Annotated in this window: 12 protein-coding genes and 1 other annotated feature; of the genes, 10 read left to right on the top strand and 2 right to left on the bottom strand. The window is 39.8% G+C overall.

The annotated features are described in order from the left end of the window. Positions 1-129 precede the first annotated feature (129 nt). Positions 130-2,025 (top strand): PrkA family serine protein kinase, encoded by a 1,896-nt coding sequence (locus AC2TDL_RS02525; RefSeq protein WP_484698548.1) that lies wholly within the window; start codon positions 130-132, stop codon positions 2,023-2,025. Positions 2,026-2,467: 442 nt separating this feature from the next. Here the strand turns inward: AC2TDL_RS02525 and AC2TDL_RS02520 are convergent, their stop codons facing one another. Next, positions 2,468-3,754 (bottom strand): glycoside hydrolase family 27 protein, encoded by a 1,287-nt coding sequence (locus AC2TDL_RS02520; protein WP_484698547.1) that lies wholly within the window; start codon positions 3,752-3,754, stop codon positions 2,468-2,470. A gap of 136 nt (positions 3,755-3,890) precedes the next feature. Next, complete coding sequence (locus AC2TDL_RS02515; RefSeq protein ID WP_484698546.1) at positions 3,891-4,778, bottom strand: helix-turn-helix domain-containing protein; 888 nt, start codon at positions 4,776-4,778, stop codon at positions 3,891-3,893. A 127-nt stretch (positions 4,779-4,905) separates the two neighbouring features. On the opposite strand from AC2TDL_RS02515, the gene AC2TDL_RS02510 reads away from it, so the two are divergent. From AC2TDL_RS02510 to AC2TDL_RS02470, 9 genes are all read left to right on the top strand, one after another. Next, positions 4,906-5,742, top strand: a complete 837-nt coding sequence (locus tag AC2TDL_RS02510; protein ID WP_484698543.1) for a polysaccharide deacetylase family protein — start codon at positions 4,906-4,908, stop codon at positions 5,740-5,742. A gap of 162 nt (positions 5,743-5,904) precedes the next feature. Further along, positions 5,905-6,216 carry a hypothetical protein gene (locus tag AC2TDL_RS02505; RefSeq protein WP_484698542.1) on the top strand — a complete coding sequence of 104 codons (312 nt, stop codon included), beginning with the start codon at positions 5,905-5,907 and terminating at the stop codon, positions 6,214-6,216. A 213-nt stretch (positions 6,217-6,429) separates the two neighbouring features. Further along, positions 6,430-6,673, top strand: a binding site (T-box leader). 59 nt (positions 6,674-6,732) lie between these two features. Next, positions 6,733-8,397 carry a 2-isopropylmalate synthase gene (locus AC2TDL_RS02500; protein WP_484698540.1) on the top strand — a complete coding sequence of 555 codons (1,665 nt, stop codon included), beginning with the start codon at positions 6,733-6,735 and terminating at the stop codon, positions 8,395-8,397. Between the two features lie 273 nt (positions 8,398-8,670). Beyond that, entirely contained in the window at positions 8,671-10,980 is a 2,310-nt protein-coding gene (locus AC2TDL_RS02495; RefSeq protein WP_484698539.1) for an AraC family transcriptional regulator, read from the top strand. Positions 10,981-11,165: 185 nt separating this feature from the next. Next, on the top strand, positions 11,166-12,077 hold the full coding sequence (locus tag AC2TDL_RS02490; RefSeq protein WP_484698537.1) for an ABC transporter permease: 912 nt from the start codon (positions 11,166-11,168) through the stop codon (positions 12,075-12,077). A 238-nt stretch (positions 12,078-12,315) separates the two neighbouring features. Next, positions 12,316-13,200, top strand: a complete 885-nt coding sequence (locus AC2TDL_RS02485; protein ID WP_484698536.1) for a carbohydrate ABC transporter permease — start codon at positions 12,316-12,318, stop codon at positions 13,198-13,200. 74 nt (positions 13,201-13,274) lie between these two features. After that, positions 13,275-14,852, top strand: coding sequence for an extracellular solute-binding protein (locus tag AC2TDL_RS02480; protein ID WP_484698533.1), 1,578 nt, complete (start codon positions 13,275-13,277; stop codon positions 14,850-14,852). 81 nt (positions 14,853-14,933) lie between these two features. Further along, complete coding sequence (locus tag AC2TDL_RS02475; RefSeq protein WP_484698531.1) at positions 14,934-16,211, top strand: hypothetical protein; 1,278 nt, start codon at positions 14,934-14,936, stop codon at positions 16,209-16,211. Then, the gene (locus AC2TDL_RS02470; RefSeq protein WP_484698530.1) at positions 16,192-18,444 is read left to right on the top strand and encodes a glycoside hydrolase family 88/105 protein; all 2,253 of its coding nucleotides are present in this window, start codon (positions 16,192-16,194) and stop codon (positions 18,442-18,444) included. Before AC2TDL_RS02475 ends, AC2TDL_RS02470 begins: the two co-directional genes overlap by 20 nt. Positions 18,445-18,451 lie beyond the last annotated feature (7 nt).

Here is an 18,451-nt window from a genome sequence, read left to right as displayed (position 1 = left end):
GCAACAAGCATACACTTTAAACATAGTCCAGCAGTGCACGACTCTTTAAAGAGAGTTAATTTCATACGAAGAATGGAGATTGAAGTTTATAGAAGGAATCGCGTCGATGTGATTGGGAGGAGGCAAGGGATGGATATATTCAAACGAATCTCAGAATACCAAGCTGAAAGTGAACGCTTAGCCTGGTCTGGTACGTTTAAGGAGTACATTGAGCTGCTAAAAAAAGATGTCTCTCCAGCAATGACAGCCCACTCAAGAGTATATGAAATGATTGAGTCGCATGGAGTTGTAGTTGAGAATGGAGTTAAGAAATACAATTTTTTTCAGCAGGAGATCTTTGGGCTAGATCGTGCAATTGAAAAGCTAGTGGAGGAATATTTTCATTCTGCAGCGAAGCGACTCGATGTTCGGAAAAGGATACTATTGTTAATGGGCCCTGTTAGTGGAGGTAAGTCAACAATAGTCACAATGCTCAAACGAGGATTAGAAAAATTTTCGCGTACGGATCGGGGAGCTGTTTATGCTATTGAAGGATGTCCAATGCATGAAGAGCCGCTTCATCTCATACCTCATGAGTTAAGGCAAGAAGTTGAGGAGACTTTAGGGGTTAGAATCGAAGGAAATCTATGCCCAAGCTGCCAGATGCGATTGAAAGAAGAATATAACGGAAAAATAGAAGATGTACGTGTTCAACGAGTATTTATTTCAGAGGAAAATCGGGTGGGCATAGGTACATTTAGCCCTTCTGATCCGAAATCTCAAGATATTGCCGATCTTACAGGAAGCATTGATTTTTCAACCATTACAGAATACGGCTCTGAATCTGATCCGCGCGCTTATCGCTTTGATGGTGAGCTAAATAAGGCGAACCGAGGCATTATGGAATTTCAGGAAATGCTGAAATGCGATGAGAAATTTTTGTGGAATCTACTTTCATTGACGCAAGAGGGTAACTTTAAAGCGGGTAGGTTTGCTCTTATTTCAGCAGACGAAATGATTATCGCTCATACAAACGAAACCGAATATAAAGCGTTTATAAGCAATAAGAAAAATGAAGCACTGCAATCACGGATCATTGTGATGCCGATTCCGTATAACTTAAGTGTGACAGAGGAAGAAAAAATATATAGCAAGCTTATTTCGCAAAGCGATATGAAACATGTTCATATTGCGCCGCATGCACTTCGTGCGGCTGCAATCTTTTCAATACTTACACGTTTGAAGGAAACGAAAAAGCAAGGCATGGACCTTGTGAAGAAAATGAAGATGTATGATGGTCAAGAGGTCGAAGGGTTTAAAGAGGCAGACCTTAAGGAAATGCAAAATGAGTATGCAGAGGAAGGCATGTCAGGAATCGATCCACGTTATGTTATTAATCGTATTTCTAGCGCACTTATTAAAGGCGATATGGAATGTATTAATGCCCTTGATGTTTTACGGGCACTTAAGGATGGTCTTGATCAGCATCCATCAATAACAAAAGAAGAGCGAGAGCGGTATCTAAACTTCATCTCCATAGCTCGTAAGGAATATGACACGTTGGCGAAGAAAGAAGTGCAGAAGGCATTTGTCTATTCCTTTGAAGAATCTGCAAAAACATTGTTTGAAAACTATTTAGATAATATCGAGGCATATTGCAACTGGGCTAAAATCAAGGATCCGTTAACAGGAGAAGAAATGGATCCAGATGAGCGGCTTATGCGCTCGATTGAGGAGCAAATCGGCATATCAGAAAACGCAAAAAAAGCGTTCCGTGAAGAAATATTAATTCGTATTTCGTCCTATGCGCGCAAAGGCAAGAAGTTTGATTTTACTAGCCATGAGCGATTGCGTGAAGCAGTGGAGAAAAAGCTGTTTGCAGATTTAAAAGACATCGTTAAAATAACAACGAGCACGAAAACACCAGATGAAAATCAGCTTAAGCGAATCAATGAAGTATCTGCTCGTTTGATTGATGAGCACGGCTATTGCTCGGTATGTGCCAATGAATTGCTTCGATATGTCGGCAGCTTATTAAATCGCTAATTATTTTATAAATAAGCAAATAATAAATAAGCAAAAGAGGCATTTTATGATGCCTCTTTTGCTTATGCATTAAACATATATAAAAATTAGTCTGGATTGTCTAATAATGCGGCTACTTCTACTGCTGTTATTTTACTTCTTATTGGTGAAGTTTATCGTCCTCAGTGATGATATGGTTACCACTTACAAAGATTGCACCAAGGGTAACGAAAAATAAAAGAATTAAAATTGTCGGCAACATATATTAAAGTTCTCCCTTCGAATTCATGGATTTTCCTTAATATAAGGTTAACGTAATGATGTTATGCTGTACATTACCTTTTGTCGCAATTTTAGTACAAAAGATTGAAGGAATATTGACATTTAGATGAACATAACAAAAACAGCGGGTGCTTAGTAAATGTTTACCAAGCCCGCTGCCTATAGTTTGTAACATGTTATGTTAATTTAGCTTATATAAAGCTGCTCCATGCGGTGCAATGGTGCCGCTACATAATTTATCATCAATAGCAATTGTTTCGCCAGTCCAAATATTTAACGCCTTTGAATAGTTTTGTTGCTGCCAGCCGTAATAGTTTAAGTTTACTGTAAAAGCAGCTTGTTCCTCACCAATATTGAAAAAGGCAATATAACGCGAACCGTTCTCACCATCTGCTGTCCAAATAATCTCGTTGCCAACTCTGCGCAGCAGTCTAGCATTTGAGGAGGTTTGGTGCATATGAATAAGTTCGCGATTCGTTAACAAGCTTAACGTCCATTCATCATTATCTCTTAGCTCGCCGCCAAAAAATAAAGGGGAACGGAATATACACCAAAGTGTCATCATTGTCACCTGCTCATCTTTGGTGAAACGAGTCCAGCGATCAGCGCCGCCGCCATCAACCGAACGAATTCCAATATGTCCAAGCGGCAGCATGTCGCAATCAGGCCAGCAGCCGTTACCCGATTTACCTTGCCATTTTTCACAGCGGTCAAACATATCGAGCAGCAGATGCCAATGATCCCAGAAATCATCTGTCATGCGCCACATATTCGCATGCGTAGAGAAAAATCCTGCATGCTCTAGTGGAGCAGGTCCTGGCGACAAGCTTAATACCATAGGTCTGCTGCATTGCTGAATCGCCTGGTGAATAAGGGCGATTTCAGATAAATGGGTATCGTAAAGCCGCGAAGCTGCGATATCGTCAACTTTAACAAAATCAACGCCCCATGATGCATACAGCTGGAACAGAGAGTTGTAGTATGCTTGAGCTCCTTCCTTAGTTGCATCAACACCATACATGTCCGTATTCCATGGACAGATTGAGTTTGTAGAGGCAATATCACGAGCTCTAACTTGTGTTCCTAATATTGCTGTATTTTGATGTACAGCTTGACGTGGAATACCTCGCATAATATGAATCCCAAATTTTAAGCCCAAGCTATGTACATAATCAGCTAGCGGCTTAAAGCCTTGACCGTTTGCAGAGGAGGGAAAACGATTTTCAGCAGGAATTAGGCGGGAATATTCATCCATCGCCAGTGGGGCAAATGGTCGATATTGCGAAGATACAGCATCTGGCTCACTCCATTGAATATCAACAACTACTGTGTCCCAACCATATTCTAATAAATGCTGCGCCATATATTTGGCATTTCCCCGTACTTCGTCTTCTCTAACTGCTGCACCATAGCAATCCCAGCTATTCCAGCCCATTGGCGGAGTTGGTGCGAATAAACGATGATCCATAACAAAACCTCCCATTTAGCAATTAATGAATGATACGATATTGACTTCATCATAACGACAAAATGGTAGTGTGACTATAATAAAATAATGCAGCGATAGTACAATATTGCTGTTTATAATTGTACGGGGAAGCGGATTAGCTAAAAAACAGGCGCTTGTAATGGAGACCATTTTTATGAGAGCGAAATGTAGCTGGAGTTTGTCCCAACATTTTGCGAAATACTCGAATATAGTAACTAGCGTTAGAATAACCGACTGCTTGCGCAATTTGCTCTAATGAATTTTCCGTAGACAGCAGTAATTGGATAGAATGCTCAATACGTTTGCGATTAACATAATCATTTGGCGTCATTCCGACTGCCTTTGTAAAGCTTCGTAAAAAATGATATTTTGATAATCCAACTTGTTCAGCTAGCTGCTCTAAACTAATCATATTTGCGAAATGATGATCGATCCATTGCACAGCCTTAGCAATCGCTGGAGGCATGGCAGATTGTATCGAATTGCTATTAGCCCATTTTTTGAACTCCATAAAAAAGTTATAAACATAGCTCGATGCGGTGTAAGGATCGGTTATTGCCCCTTCTTTTGCAGCCAGAAACAGCTTAATTAGCGCTTCAATAGGGGAGCTATCTATTGGCAGAAGCGGGAATCGACCTAGCTGTTTAACGATGTCATTCCATAAAGGCATAATGCTATGCGGTCTTATAAGTAAAAATATAAATTCCCAGCCTTGCTCATTCGGTTCATAGTAATAGCAATGATCACTGGGGATTTCCACTAAGAATGCCATCGAAGAAGTTATCGTAATAATCTCATCATTTATCTGCAATTTGCCTTCACCAGCAACCGTATATTGGAACAACAAAAGAGGCCCGTCATTGCGTTCTAAGCCATGCCAACGATATTGAGTGTCATTTACTAAATCATGACCAACAGCAAAGAGCTGGCATAATGGAAGATGCAAAGTGCTTGAGCTGTTAAAACAAAAGCCATATGTTTCATTAGGCAATGAAATAAGCATTCTCAATGACTCCTTATCTAAAATTATTACTTATTCTAATATTTTTCATTAATTTATGTCTATCATCTTGCCCTAGTAATAAGGCATAATAGTAGAGTAATACATGATAGAATTGGAGTTGAACCTATTGTTGAAAAAGTCATTTCTTGTAGCGATTGGTTTTCTTATCGTAATTGCAGCCAGCTGGATTATAATTTTTGGTATGAATGCTCATAAACCACGCGGAGTCGTCGTGTTAATGTATCACGATTTTGGATATAGCGGGAATCCATCGATTATTAATGCCGAAGTGTTTGATGACCAGATGAAGGCGTTAGCTGACAATGGTTTTAATGTGATTTCTATGGAACAATATGTAGATTACATGGAGGGCAGATTAGAGCTTCCTGAAAAATCTATTTTAATTACGTTCGATGATGGATATGAGGATTTTTATGAAATTGCCTATCCTATTCTCCAGCAATATGGATTTCCCGCGACAAATTTTATCGTTGTAAAATCGTCGGATGAACCTAATCCTAACCGTTTACCGCATTTAACATGGGATGAAATGCGTGAAATGAAGGCTAATGGAATGAGCTTTTATAGTCACACATATGATTCACATAAAATGATAGATACGGTTAATTCGGAAAATCCTTTGTTAGCAAACTATAAAGAGGGCGAAACTTCTCAACAGTATCGAGAGCGTGTAAAGACTGACCTGTTAACTGCTCATGAGTTATTAGTGAAAGAATTAGGCGAGCAAGATAATATTTTAGCTTTTCCATACGGGGCATTTAGTGATGAGTTACTAGAAGTTATGCAAGAGATCGGCATTAAACATGCATTTACTATACGTCCTGGCTTAAACGAGCGTGGAGGAAAAAGCAATCTGCCGGAAGGCCTGTACTATCGAGTAAATGCTGGATTATCTACACTTGATGGAGAACAATTAATTAAAAAAATTATCGAGCAGTACTAAGGAAAATTATGATTGACATGTAAGATATTTGCAATAAAATATAGCTATATGTAACATGTAGTGAATTGGTTCGTAACTAACAGCAAGTTTGAGGAATAGTACAGAATTTAGACGAATATATTCACTTTGTATCATCTGTCAATGTAAAACATGGATAATTACATGAAGGGTCGTGATTGCTTGTACGAAAATAACAATCCAACAGTGATGCAGCATGGATACGGAGCACCTAATCAAAGTAGTTACGGTGCACCGATTGTTTCAACAAAGGAATGGTTTATTACTCTGCTTATTATGCTCATTCCTATTGTGAACATCGTCATGCTATTTGTTTATGCCTTTGGTGGAAGCAGTAATCCTTCTAAAGCTAACTTTTTCAAAGCAAATTTAATATTGGCTGCAATTGCGATAGGCCTGTGGTTGTTATTTCTTCTTTTCTTTGTTGTTATATTAGGATTATCACTTTCTTCTTAAAATGGTTTAAGCTGGTTTCTGCCCAATAAGCACATAACTTTTGCTTGTTGGGCATATTTAATTTGGATATATCATTAACTTTTTTCCGTGGATGAGTGTCTTATTAAACTCGATAACGTATAATAAAAATAAGGGAATGCTAAAACCGTAAAAATATTTTTTGCTTACCCACTTGCGAAGTGGCGAGCTTTGTATTAATATACTAACTAATATTGAAATACGTTGATAAGGAATAGTAAGAAGTTTGAAGCATGCAGAGAGCTGCTGGTTGGTGAAAAGCAGTTGCCTAGAACATCTGAACTCGCCTTGGAGTTACTCACTGAACATTGCAGTAGGTGATGTCGGAGCCTAACCGTTATCTTAGGAGGATCATTGATGCATCATGATCCGTTGAGTGCACACCGTATGGTGTGAACTGGAGTGGTACCGCGCAAGATTACAGTCTTTCGTCTCTAGATTATGAGATGAAAGGCTTTTTTTATTGGTTAAAACGATTAGAAAAGGAAGGAAAAGAGCATGAAAAACTTTGAGAAATACACAAAAAATTATTTTATGCCGCCAGAAAAAAGTGTAAAGTGGGTCGAAAAAGAAAATATTACTGAACCGCCAATTTGGTGTAGCGTTGACTTGCGTGACGGTAACCAAGCGTTAGTCGTGCCAATGAACTTGGAGGAAAAACTAGAATTTTTCCAATTGCTTGTTAAGCTAGGATTTAAAGAGATTGAAGTAGGCTTTCCAGCAGCATCAGAAACAGAATTTACTTTCTTGCGTACACTAATCGAGCAAGATCTTATTCCAGATGATGTAACAATTCAAGTGCTTACACAATCACGCGAGCATATTATTCGCAAAACATTTGAATCGTTGAAAGGTGCGAAACGTGCAGTTGTCCATCTTTACAACTCAACTTCTCTTGCACAACGTGAACAAGTATTTAGAAAGTCAAAAGAAGAAATTAAAGAGATTGCTGTTTCAGGTGCGAAGCTTCTAGTGCAATGTGCTGCGGAAACAGAAGGCAACTTCCAATTTGAATATTCTCCTGAATCATTTACAGGTACAGAAGTTGACTTTGCGCTTGAGGTTTGTAATGCAGTCCTAGATGTTTGGCTACCAACACCAGACAACAAAGTTATTATTAACTTGCCTTCTACTGTGCAAATGTCAATGCCGCATGTGTATGCAAGCCAAATCGAGTATATGAGTAATCATTTGAAATATCGGGAAAATGTCATTCTTTCACTTCACCCGCATAATGACCGCGGTACTGGTGTAGCTGATGCTGAACTAGGTATGCTTGCTGGCGGACAACGTGTAGAAGGTACATTGTTTGGTAACGGGGAGCGTACAGGTAACGTAGACATTATTACACTTGCGCTTAATATGTACTCACATGGCGTTGATCCAGGATTAAACTTTGAAAATATTCCGGAAATCGTAGCAGCATATGAGAAACTAACTCGTATGAAAGTCGGCGAACGTCAACCGTATGCTGGTGAGCTAGTATTTACCGCATTTTCTGGTTCCCATCAGGATGCAATTGCAAAAGGTATGAAATGGCGTGAAGAAGGTAATACGGAATATTGGTCCGTGCCTTACTTGCCAATTGATCCGCTTGATATTGGCCGTCAATACGAGGGAGATATTATCCGAATTAATAGCCAATCTGGTAAAGGCGGAATCGGCTACCTATTGCATCAAAAATTCGGTCTAGACTTACCTCCTAAAATGCGTGAGCATCTAGGTTATACTGTAAAAGGTGTATCTGATCGCTTGAACAAAGAAATTTCGACTGATGAAATTTATCAAATCTTCAAAGAAGAATATGTAAATATTTCAACACCAATTCAGTTCATCTCTTACAGCTTCACGCATAATGAGGATTATCAAACGGTTGTAAAAGTAAAAATGAACGATGTCGTTACTGAACTGATAGGTAACGGAAACGGAAGACTTGATGCAATTGTTGATGCATTGCAAACAAATCTAGAAATTAGCTTCTCTAATTTAACATATAACGAACATGCGCTTGAAATTGGCTCTAAATCTCAAGCAGTGTCCTATATTAGCATTCAATCACCAAATGGTGAGCTATTCTGGGGCTGCGGTGTTGATCCGGATATTATGACTTCCTCTGTAAAAGGTCTATTCAGCGCAATCAACAAAATGCTTGTGAAAAATTAAACTGTAGCTATAAATTAATCGTGCTTGAAATGGAGAGACTTGACCTATTCCTAAGTTGCTTAGGAAGCAGCTGTTAAGTCTCTTTTTCTATTTAAAAATGTTAATTTACAACGTAGTCTGTTTTTTGATGAAAAAACTAGAATTTTTAAATTCCTATTTTAGTTAAGACTGCTACACTGGAAATGATAGAATGGCATATCCCGTCATTTAAGACAGGGAGACATATTTATAGTTTAAGCAAGCACTCTATATTTGTGAAAGAGGTTAACGATTATGATAGCCAGTTTGAAACAAGTATGGACTTCATCACGCAATCAACATAAGGGAGTATTTTATCGCAATAGTCTTGTGTTTATTTTATTGGCCGCCAGTATTCCAGGCTTTATGATTGGCATATTAGTCTATCAATTTGCCTCACACCAGTTAAAGGACGATATTAGTGCGTTGCATTATGAGCAAATGAATGAACGGGTAAAAAATATAGACGATCAATTAAGTTATTTGGAAATGGGTCTGTCAAATTGGGCATTTAATCCGACCTTTGGTTACCATTTACGTAATTTGGATTTTGTATATTATTTTCGGGAAACGTATGAGCTTACAAAATCACTCGTTGTGATGGAGGATTCACATTCCTTAATTAAAGAAGTTGAGCTATATATTGATCGCGAGCAGCCGATTCTGTTTAAGACTGAATATTATCAGTTAAAAGATGAGGAAAAAATTAAGTACTATAAAGGCATATTAAGTCAAGACAAGACAATGTATTGGGAGCAGAGCAGTGAATCCAATTCTGCTGCAATGAGTTTAATTCATAAAGTCCCTGGCGAAAGTCCAAAGCCATTTGGGATTCTTCGGATTAAGATTGACCAAGATAAACTGATGAATTTGCTAAAGACAATGACACCATATAATGAAGGAACGACCTTTCTCTTAAATCCCGATTATCAATTGATGCTGTCTGATAGTATGCAATCCAATCCTTTGCAAGAGGAGCTAATCAATTATATCCAAGGACAAGATCAGTCAACAGGACAATTTATTTTTGATTATGGCAAAGAAAGCTATTCCGTTTCATACGGTATTTTCGACCGAATAGCTGATGATTGGATTTATGTATCTGCAGCACCAATGTCTCTTATCATCTCTCCAGTCATTACATTTTCTAAGTCGTTGTTATGGATAAGCGGCATAAGCTTTATGCTCGCGCTGCTGCTAGCTGTTGTTGTCTCTAATACGATGTATTCGCCAATTCAAAAGCTGCTTAATCAAATTGATCCTGAGCGCAGACGTGTACAAGAAAAGTCAAAGCAGGATGAATTTCAATATATCCGTGAGAATTGGTTAAATTTAGAAAATAGAAGTGTTGAGCTGGAAAATAAGCTGGACGCTATGCTGCCGATGCAGCGCAATACGTTTTTAATGCAATTGCTGCAAGGACATATGGGAGACTTTTCTGAAAATGATTTAGAGCGAAGAATGAGAGCGCTTTACTGGGAAGTAGGCGATCATAACTATACATTTATCCATATTTATTTGACCGGTCTACATCGGATCGATCAGCAAATGACCTCAAATGATGAGCGTCTGATGACGTTTGCTGCATATAATATGGCTCAAGAAATGGTGAAGGATAGCTTTAGACAAGGGTTTGCTCTTAATTTTCATGATCTTTCGTTAGGGATTTTTGTTATTGAAAATAAGCATGAAAATATTAAGGAGAAGCTGCTAGCTTTCTGTGAGCGCTATACGAATGCAATTAATGATCTTTTAAGACTAAAGGTTACGATTTCGATAAGCCGTAGTACGGATGAGCTGCGCAAGGTGCGCAATTTGTATATGGAGATAGAACGTGCGGCGAGCTATCGGCAATTTTATAATCAGAATCAAATGATTTGCTTGGACGATTTGCCCAAGGAATTTACATTTGACGATATTGACTATCCTTTTGATATAGAATTAGAAATATTACAGCTTATGCGCAGTGGCAATATTGAGCAGACGTTAGAATTAATTAAAAAATTTATGGATAGCTGCGGACAAAACAAAGAGCGCTACGTACAACAAAATATGCTTCAGCTATTAGGCAGCATTCAACATATGATGTTGCAAGCTGGGGTTAATCCTGTGAAGCTATTTAAAGGTGAAAATTTATATAGCAAGCTATCACAAATACGTGATCCAAGCAAAATGCTGCGCTGGATGAGAGATGTAGTCATTGTACCACTTGCGGAGGAGTTAGATAATCGGGTAAACGTCCAGCAGCAAGGCACGATGCGACAAGTGGTTGCTTATATGCATGAGAACTATCAGCATGATATTTCACTTGATCAATGTGCGGATTTGGTTGGAGTTAGCTCATATACACTAAGCAAATGGTTTAAACAAGCGACGGGTGTGAATTTTATCGACTATATAACGGAATTACGCATAAAAAAAGCTCAGGAGCTATTACGAACGACTGATCTTCTAATCAATGAAATTGCACAGCAGGTCGGGTATCAGCAGCGCTATTTCAATCGCATATTTAAAAAGCAGGTTGGCGTTACTCCGAGTGAATATCGTGGTGCGTTAGGGAAGTAGCAAAAAAATTCCACTCATTCAAAAAAAGATACATCTCTCATAAAAGCCTTGTGTAGCAAGGCTTTTTCTTCTGCAAAAATGTGTAATTGAACTGCCAATCATTTTCTTTAATACTTGGATTGTGATGAGGCAATTGCATATGGATCACAAGATTTCATGATTGTGAGAGAAAGGAGGGGCGTTACTTGAGGAACGCTGCATGGGTAGTTAAGCTTAAGAAGCATCGCTATTTATATTTGTTGCTCCTGCCAGGGCTATTGTATTTTATCATTTTCAAATATGCGCCAATGTGGGGTGTGCTAATCTCCTTTCAAAACTATCAGCCTTATTTAGGTTTTTGGAAAAGCCAGTGGATTGGATTTACGCATTTTGAAAACTTTTTTGCCCATCCTGACTTTTTTCGCTTATTACGAAATACGTTAATTCTCGGTTTGTATGATTTAATCTTTTTCTTCCCAGCTCCAATTATTATTGCATTATTACTAAATGAAGTAAGGCTCATGTTCTTTAAGCGAACGATACAGACATTAATTTATCTTCCGCATTTTATCTCCATGGTTATTGTTGCAAGTATGACCTACGTGTTTTTAACGACACAGGGCGGAATTGTGAATGAAATCTTATTTAAACTAACGGGCACAAAAATTAATTTTCTAGCTGATCCAGACTGGTTTAGACCGTTAATTATTTTACAAATTATGTGGAAGGAAACAGGCTGGGGAACGATTATTTTTCTTGCTGCACTTGCAACCGTCGATGTCGAGCAATACGAAGCGGCTGTCGTTGATGGAGCCTCGCGCTTTCAGCGCTTAATTCATATTACACTGCCAGCAATTAGTTCGGTTATCGTTATATTGCTTATTTTGCGGCTAGGGAATTTTCTAGACACAGGCTTTGAACAAATCTTCCTAATGACCAACTCTTTGAACCGCTCAGTTGCAGATGTATTTGACACCTACGTCTATTTCGTTGGTATTACCCAAGGAGCATTTAGCTACAGTACAGCGATAGGTTTGTTTAAATCACTCGTTGGCATTGTTTTAATTTATGGCAGCAACTGGCTTGCAAAGCGATTTGGGCAAGAGGGGATATATTGATCACACCTTGTTTCTTTTTCTCCTCCGTCGCCTAAAAGCGACTTATCCAACTGGATGTGGAGCGCCTAGGCGAGGTTAGGCGAAGCGCTGGGTAGGCAAAAAGAGCGTCGAAGCGCGACAATCAAGAGGGGAAGCACCAGCGAAGCCAACGTCGCGTAAAAGCGACTTATCCAACTGGATGTGGAGCGCCTAGGCGACGTTAGGCGGAGCGCTGATTTGCACTAGGAGGTGAACTTAAATGTTCAATAAGCATGACCAATGGCATGAACGCTTATTTGATCTGATCAATTATATATTGTTATCTTTGTTTGCTCTTGTGACGCTTTTGCCATTTGTCTATATATTGGCTGGCTCCTTCGCTACTGAAGCGGAGATAGCAGAGCGAGATTTCTTTATTATTCCGCGAGATATTTCATTTTCAGCGTATGAGTATATTTTTTCATCTTCTACACTGTTCCGCAGTATGGGAGTATCTATTTACATTACAATTGTTGGTACAATTACGAATCTGTTTTTCACATTAACGATGGCTTATGCGCTCTCACGCAAAGATATGCCGGGAAGAAATATTGTGATGAATATGATTATCTTCTCGATGTTATTTAGCGGAGGAATGATTCCAAGTTACTTAGTGGTAAAAGGACTTGGACTTGTTAACACTTATGCAGCAGTCATTTTACCTGGTGCAATTAGCGCCTTTAATCTTATCGTTATACGCAACTTCTTTCAGAATCTTCCGCCAGGACTTGAGGAATCAGCACGGATTGATGGGTGCACTGAGCTTGGTGTGCTATGGCGTATCGTTATTCCGCTTTCGATGCCGATTATTGCAACGTTTGGCTTGTTTTATGCTGTGGGACATTGGAACAACTTCTTCTCAGCATTGCTGTACTTAAACGATCATCATAAATGGCCGCTGCAAGTAATGCTGCGCGAAATTGTGATGCTGTCGCAGCTTGCTATTGGAGATTTGAACAATGTTGACCCTGAATTTGTTACGCCACCAGACCAAGCTGTAAAAATGGCTGTAATCATTGTTGGAACTCTGCCAATTTTGCTTGTCTATCCATTCCTGCAAAAGCATTTTGCTAAAGGAGCATTACTTGGGTCAATTAAGGGATAACATTCACTAACAATGTTAGAGTTCGCGTTATGCGATTTCTATAACTATGAAAATTAAAAAGGAGGATCAATGCTATGAACAGTGAGGTTAAAAAAACAAAGCATTGTGCGATGTGGCTGATGTCACTTGTTATTGCCATGTCAACCGTATTAGCAGCTTGTTCAAGCAACAGTGGAGGTAATACAACAACAAACAGCACTTCTTCGCCTAAACCTGCTTCTACTAATGAAGGTGCAGAGGTAGTCGAAGAAAAACTGGAGCCATTAAAGCTTGACATTATGATTCCTGCCTTTAGTACAGAACTGCCTGATGATAACTCTCCAGTTATTAAAGCACTTGAAGAGTATACGAACACTGATGTAAACATTCAATTTGTACCGAACAGCTCTTATCCTGATAAAGTGAATATTACCCTTGTATCTGGGGAAATTCCTCATATTATGGTTGTAGATCGCGGTTCTGCAAGCTTTATTAATGCTGCAAGAGCGGGCGCATTTTGGGAAATTGGACCTTATTTGAAAGATTATCCTAATCTATCTATGGCACATGAAGTAACATTAAACAATACTTCGATTGACGGAAAAATATATGGGATTTACCGCGAGCGTGTATTAGGTCGCATGGGAGTAACTCTTAATCGTGTCTGGATGGAAAATTTAGGATTAGAGCCACCAAAAACCATTGATGAATTCTACAACATTTTGAAAGCGTTTAAAGAAAATGACCCTGATGGAAATGGCAAAGACGATACGTACGGAATTGTTGTATCGAAATATGCAGGTCCGTGGGATATTATGCAAGTTTGGTTTGGCGCGCCTAATAAATGGGGTGAAGATGAAAATGGCAAGCTGTTGCCAACTCATATGTTCCCAGAATATCGTGAAGCATTAAAATTTTTCCGCAAATTATATGAAGAAGGTTTAGTAAATGAAGATTTTGCAGTAATGGATTCTGCAGTGTGGAATGATCCATTTGTAAATGGAGAAGCAGGTGTATTTGTAGACGTAGCAGATAACGCAAGACGTCTAGACAATGCAATGCAAGAAAAAGCGCCTAGGGATGAGCCATATACTGATGTATTCCAAGCACCGGTAGGACCAAAAGGACATCGTGATATGCCGACATCTGGCTATAACGGCTTGCTCGTTATTTCGAAGACCGCAGTAAAAACTGAAGAAGAATTGAAACGCGTCTTGAAATTCCTAGATCAGCTAAGTGATGTTGAAATGCAGTTATTACTGGAGCGCGGTATTGAAGGAAGACATTATGAGCTTGTCGATGGATACGTGAAATCGCTTATTAATGATGACCCTGCTCTCTTAAAAGAAGTAGAGAGTTTAAACCAATTGCTAACATTTATCGGGCCTGATGCGCCGACAATTGAACAAACGCCGCTCAATCAAAAAATCAATGAAGTGCAAAAAGCTAATGAAGCCATTGTTGTCGGCAACCCGGCAGAGCCTTTAATTTCTGAAGTCTATGCCCAAGTCGGTCAACAGCTGGATAATATTATTGCTGATGCTCGAATTCAATATATCGTTGGGCAAATTGACGATGCTGGACTGGATGCAGCGATTGAGCTATGGAGAAAAAATGGTGGAGATGATTATATCGAGGAAATCAATCAACTCTATCAAGCAAGTAAACAATAAAATGAGCGAAGGCTGGTTGCTCCCTTTGGCAGGGATCAATCCAGCCTTGTCCAGCTTGTAAGCTAAAGGAGTGGAAAAGGTATGAGTACAGGGTTAAAAGCTGCAATAGAGTGGAATCGCTTTGATTGCAGTGCAGCAGGTGTACGCTGTAAAGTGTTGCTTGGCGATCTGAATGGAGACGGAATGATGGAGCTATTATTTGTCCAAGCGGATGGCGGAATTGATGATCGCTATGTGCCGCATCAAGTAATTGCATTAACAGCGTTTAATCTATCTGGAGAGCTTTTATGGCAAGTCGGTAAACCAAGTAGCGATGCAGGAGGGCCAGGATCTGATTATCCGGCGCAAATTTATGATTGGGATCAGGACGGAAATAATGAAGTGCTTTGTGTCATGAACGGTCAATTTCTTGTTATAGATGGTCGTGATGGCAGTGTGAAGCGTAGCTTGCCATTGCCTGAGAAGCATGCGCATGACTGCATCATTATTTGTAATTTGCGCGGAACGGAGCAGCCGCAGGATATTCTCTTAAAAGATCGTTACAGTAAGCTGTGGGCGATGGATGCAGATTGGAATTTGCTATGGACGTATGAAGGGAATGTAGGGCATTTTCCTTATCCTTATGATTTAGATGGGGACGGACGTGATGAAATTGTTGCTGGCTATGATCTGCTAAATGGGGATGGCGTAAAATTATGGTCAACTTTGCCGCTAGAAGATCATGCTGATTGTATTTGGATTGGCGATGTGCTGGGACGTGGCGATAAGCAAATTGTAATTGGCGGAAGTGTGACCGTTCTCTATGATCGTCACGGTAATGAGCTTTGGCGCTACGATGGATCTATCGAATCACAACATATTGCACTTGGCAAATTTATCGCTGGTGAGCCCGGCTTACAAATTGCTGGGTTAGATCGAATAAAGCGAGGAGATACAAGCGGGATAATCACGGAAAATGGCAAAGATGGAATCTTTATGCTTAGTTGCGAAGGGAAGGAGCTATGGAAAGAAGATCGACAAACAAACGGCTGGCTGACGATTATTCATACGATTAGCAGTTGGGATAATAATGAGCAAGACTATATCCTAGCATTTCGTCGTGGCGGAGGTGTACCGCCAACCATTTATGATGGCAATATGAATATCGTTGCTCAGTTTCCGCTCGATGGATATGTCGTTTTTGCTGATCTTTTGCAAAGCGGACTGGAGCAAGTGGTTGTGTACAATGATCGAGAGGTAGCGATTTTTGGCAGCAAGCCAAGTCTAGATAAAGTATCACAGAAAGCAATTCCGCAAAGTAAACGATTATATAGTTCAACTTTGTATCCTGGAGGAGAGTATGACGATACATTGCAATGAATTTGAGATAAGTGCTGCTGACCGTTTCGGAGCTGCTGACCGAGCCATTTTGCAGACTATCGCGCAGCGCTATATGTCAGCACATCCGATTTCGCCATTTACGTATCGTGTGTCTACCATTTATGGAGTTAAGCGAGATTTAGAGTACCGATATAATATGAATATGTCAGCACTTTTTCCGAATATGGCAGACGAACAGTATGTGTATGCTTATGCCAAGCTATGGAGTGAAGGAGAGCAGGAGCTAGCTTTTAGCTTAAGCTGCTATGGACCTGTTACGATTTTTCTTAACAGAAACAAGGTATATCAAGCGAACATTGAGGAAGAGGTATTTCCACAGCGTAAAAGCTGGTTTCGTTTGAAGCTTGTAGCGGGCTGGAATCATTTTGTATGGCAATTTATGAAGACAGGAACAGGGTGCGGCGCGTTGTTTGGCACTGGCTCGATAAAAGGGTTCCCTTTGCATTTCGTCGTACCTTTTGGCGAGAATGAGGGGGGAGAAGGAATCCTCTATACAGCTCCAATAGCAGAGAGATGTGAGCATTATGGCGACTACAATCTGCTGATTGCAGACCGTAAATTAAAATGGCATCCTGTTATGCAGTGGAATGAGGAGCAACTGCGAGAACCTCTTGCAAAGCGTTTGTTTATAAATGAAGTTAATAATGAAGACGCTGGAAATCTAATTTTATATTCTAGTAGAGCAAACACCTATTTAGCTTGGACTAATATAATAGCCAAGCAATGTGGGCGCTATACAGTAAAAATTAGCTTCGGCGGCAAGCTGAGCTTAATCTGTAATGGACAGGAAATAGCTGTGGAGGAGTTGCAGTTTAATAAGCAAAAAAACGAGGAGGATGCTTATGCAATAAAGCGAATATATACCGCTTCGCTTGAGCTTAAGCAAGGAGCAAATGACTTAATGATCTGGCTTATGGAGCAGGAGGGGGAAGATTTTGAAATCATAAGCATGTCCCCAAGTCATGTACAGCTGCAAGCTCCAATTCAGGTTAAAGGATATTCGGGCAAATTTTTCTATAGCGGCCCATATTCTGAAGCTTTATCGGTATATGATACGTTGGCGCTTAAAGCGATGTATAAACTGCACCCTACTAGTCAAGGTCCTTCTTATTGGCGAGTGGATTTGCCTGGCGGTTACGTCCGTCCATTTGTCGAGCAGACGAATTTTGCTCGTTGGAATTATCCGCTTGGTGTTACACTCTATGGTTTGCTTCGCCTTTCAGAGCAGGAGACAGTTGCTTATGCGCTAGAGCATATTGAAGCTTGTACTTCATTCTACCGCTATGCAATTTGGGATGCAGAGCATTTTGGTGCACCGGGTATTGACCATCAGCTTGTAGGGATGGACAGCTTAGACGATTGCGGCTCCTTTGCTGCAACGATGCTTTATGGCCATAGCATGAAATCATTAATCGGAGCAAGTGAGATCGCTGATACGGTTGCTCATTATATTACGAGAAAGCAAAGCCGCCTAACTGATGGAACATTGTATCGAATAAAGGGCAGCACCGATTTTATGATGGATACAATGTGGTGTGATGATTTATATATGAGCGTGCCTTTTCTTGTAAGATATAGCTTGCTTACAGGGGAAGAAAGCTATATAAATGATGCTGTTCATCAGTTGCTGCAATATAAAAAGTATTTGTTTAGTCCTGAACTAAACATTATGAATCACGTTTATGATTTTAAATTTAATCGAGCCAACGGCGCATTTTGGGGCAGAGGAAATGGCTGGGTACTCTTTTCACTTGCTGAACTATTAAGGCATTTACCTAAGGGGCATCAGCAATATGAGGAGCTATTAACGATGTATCGTGAGCTTAGCGGAGGATATTTGGCGCTGCAAGGTGAAAATGGCTTATGGCATCAAGTGTTAAATGATCATGAATCTTATGAGGAAAGCTCCTGTACATCAATGTTTGCGTATGCCTTTGCAGTTGGTGTACAACATCATTGGTTTGACGAGGCAGATCCTTATATTGCTAGCGTCAACCGAGCATGGGAGGGGCTGAAGCAAAGGGCAATTGATAGTGAAGGCAATGTGTACGGCGTATGTCGCGGTTCAGGTTTTGCGCACCATTCTTACTATTACAAATATGAATTAATGCCGCGCTTAAACGATACTCATGGCATTGGGATTATTATGCTGGCAGGGATTGAAGCGCTGCAAATGAATAAGTGGCTTAATAAAGCGAAAGTTAACAGATAAAGCTGCT

It is taken from the genome of Paenibacillus sp. plas6, assembly GCF_057221655.1.
This window is presented reverse-complemented; position numbering and strand designations above follow the sequence as displayed.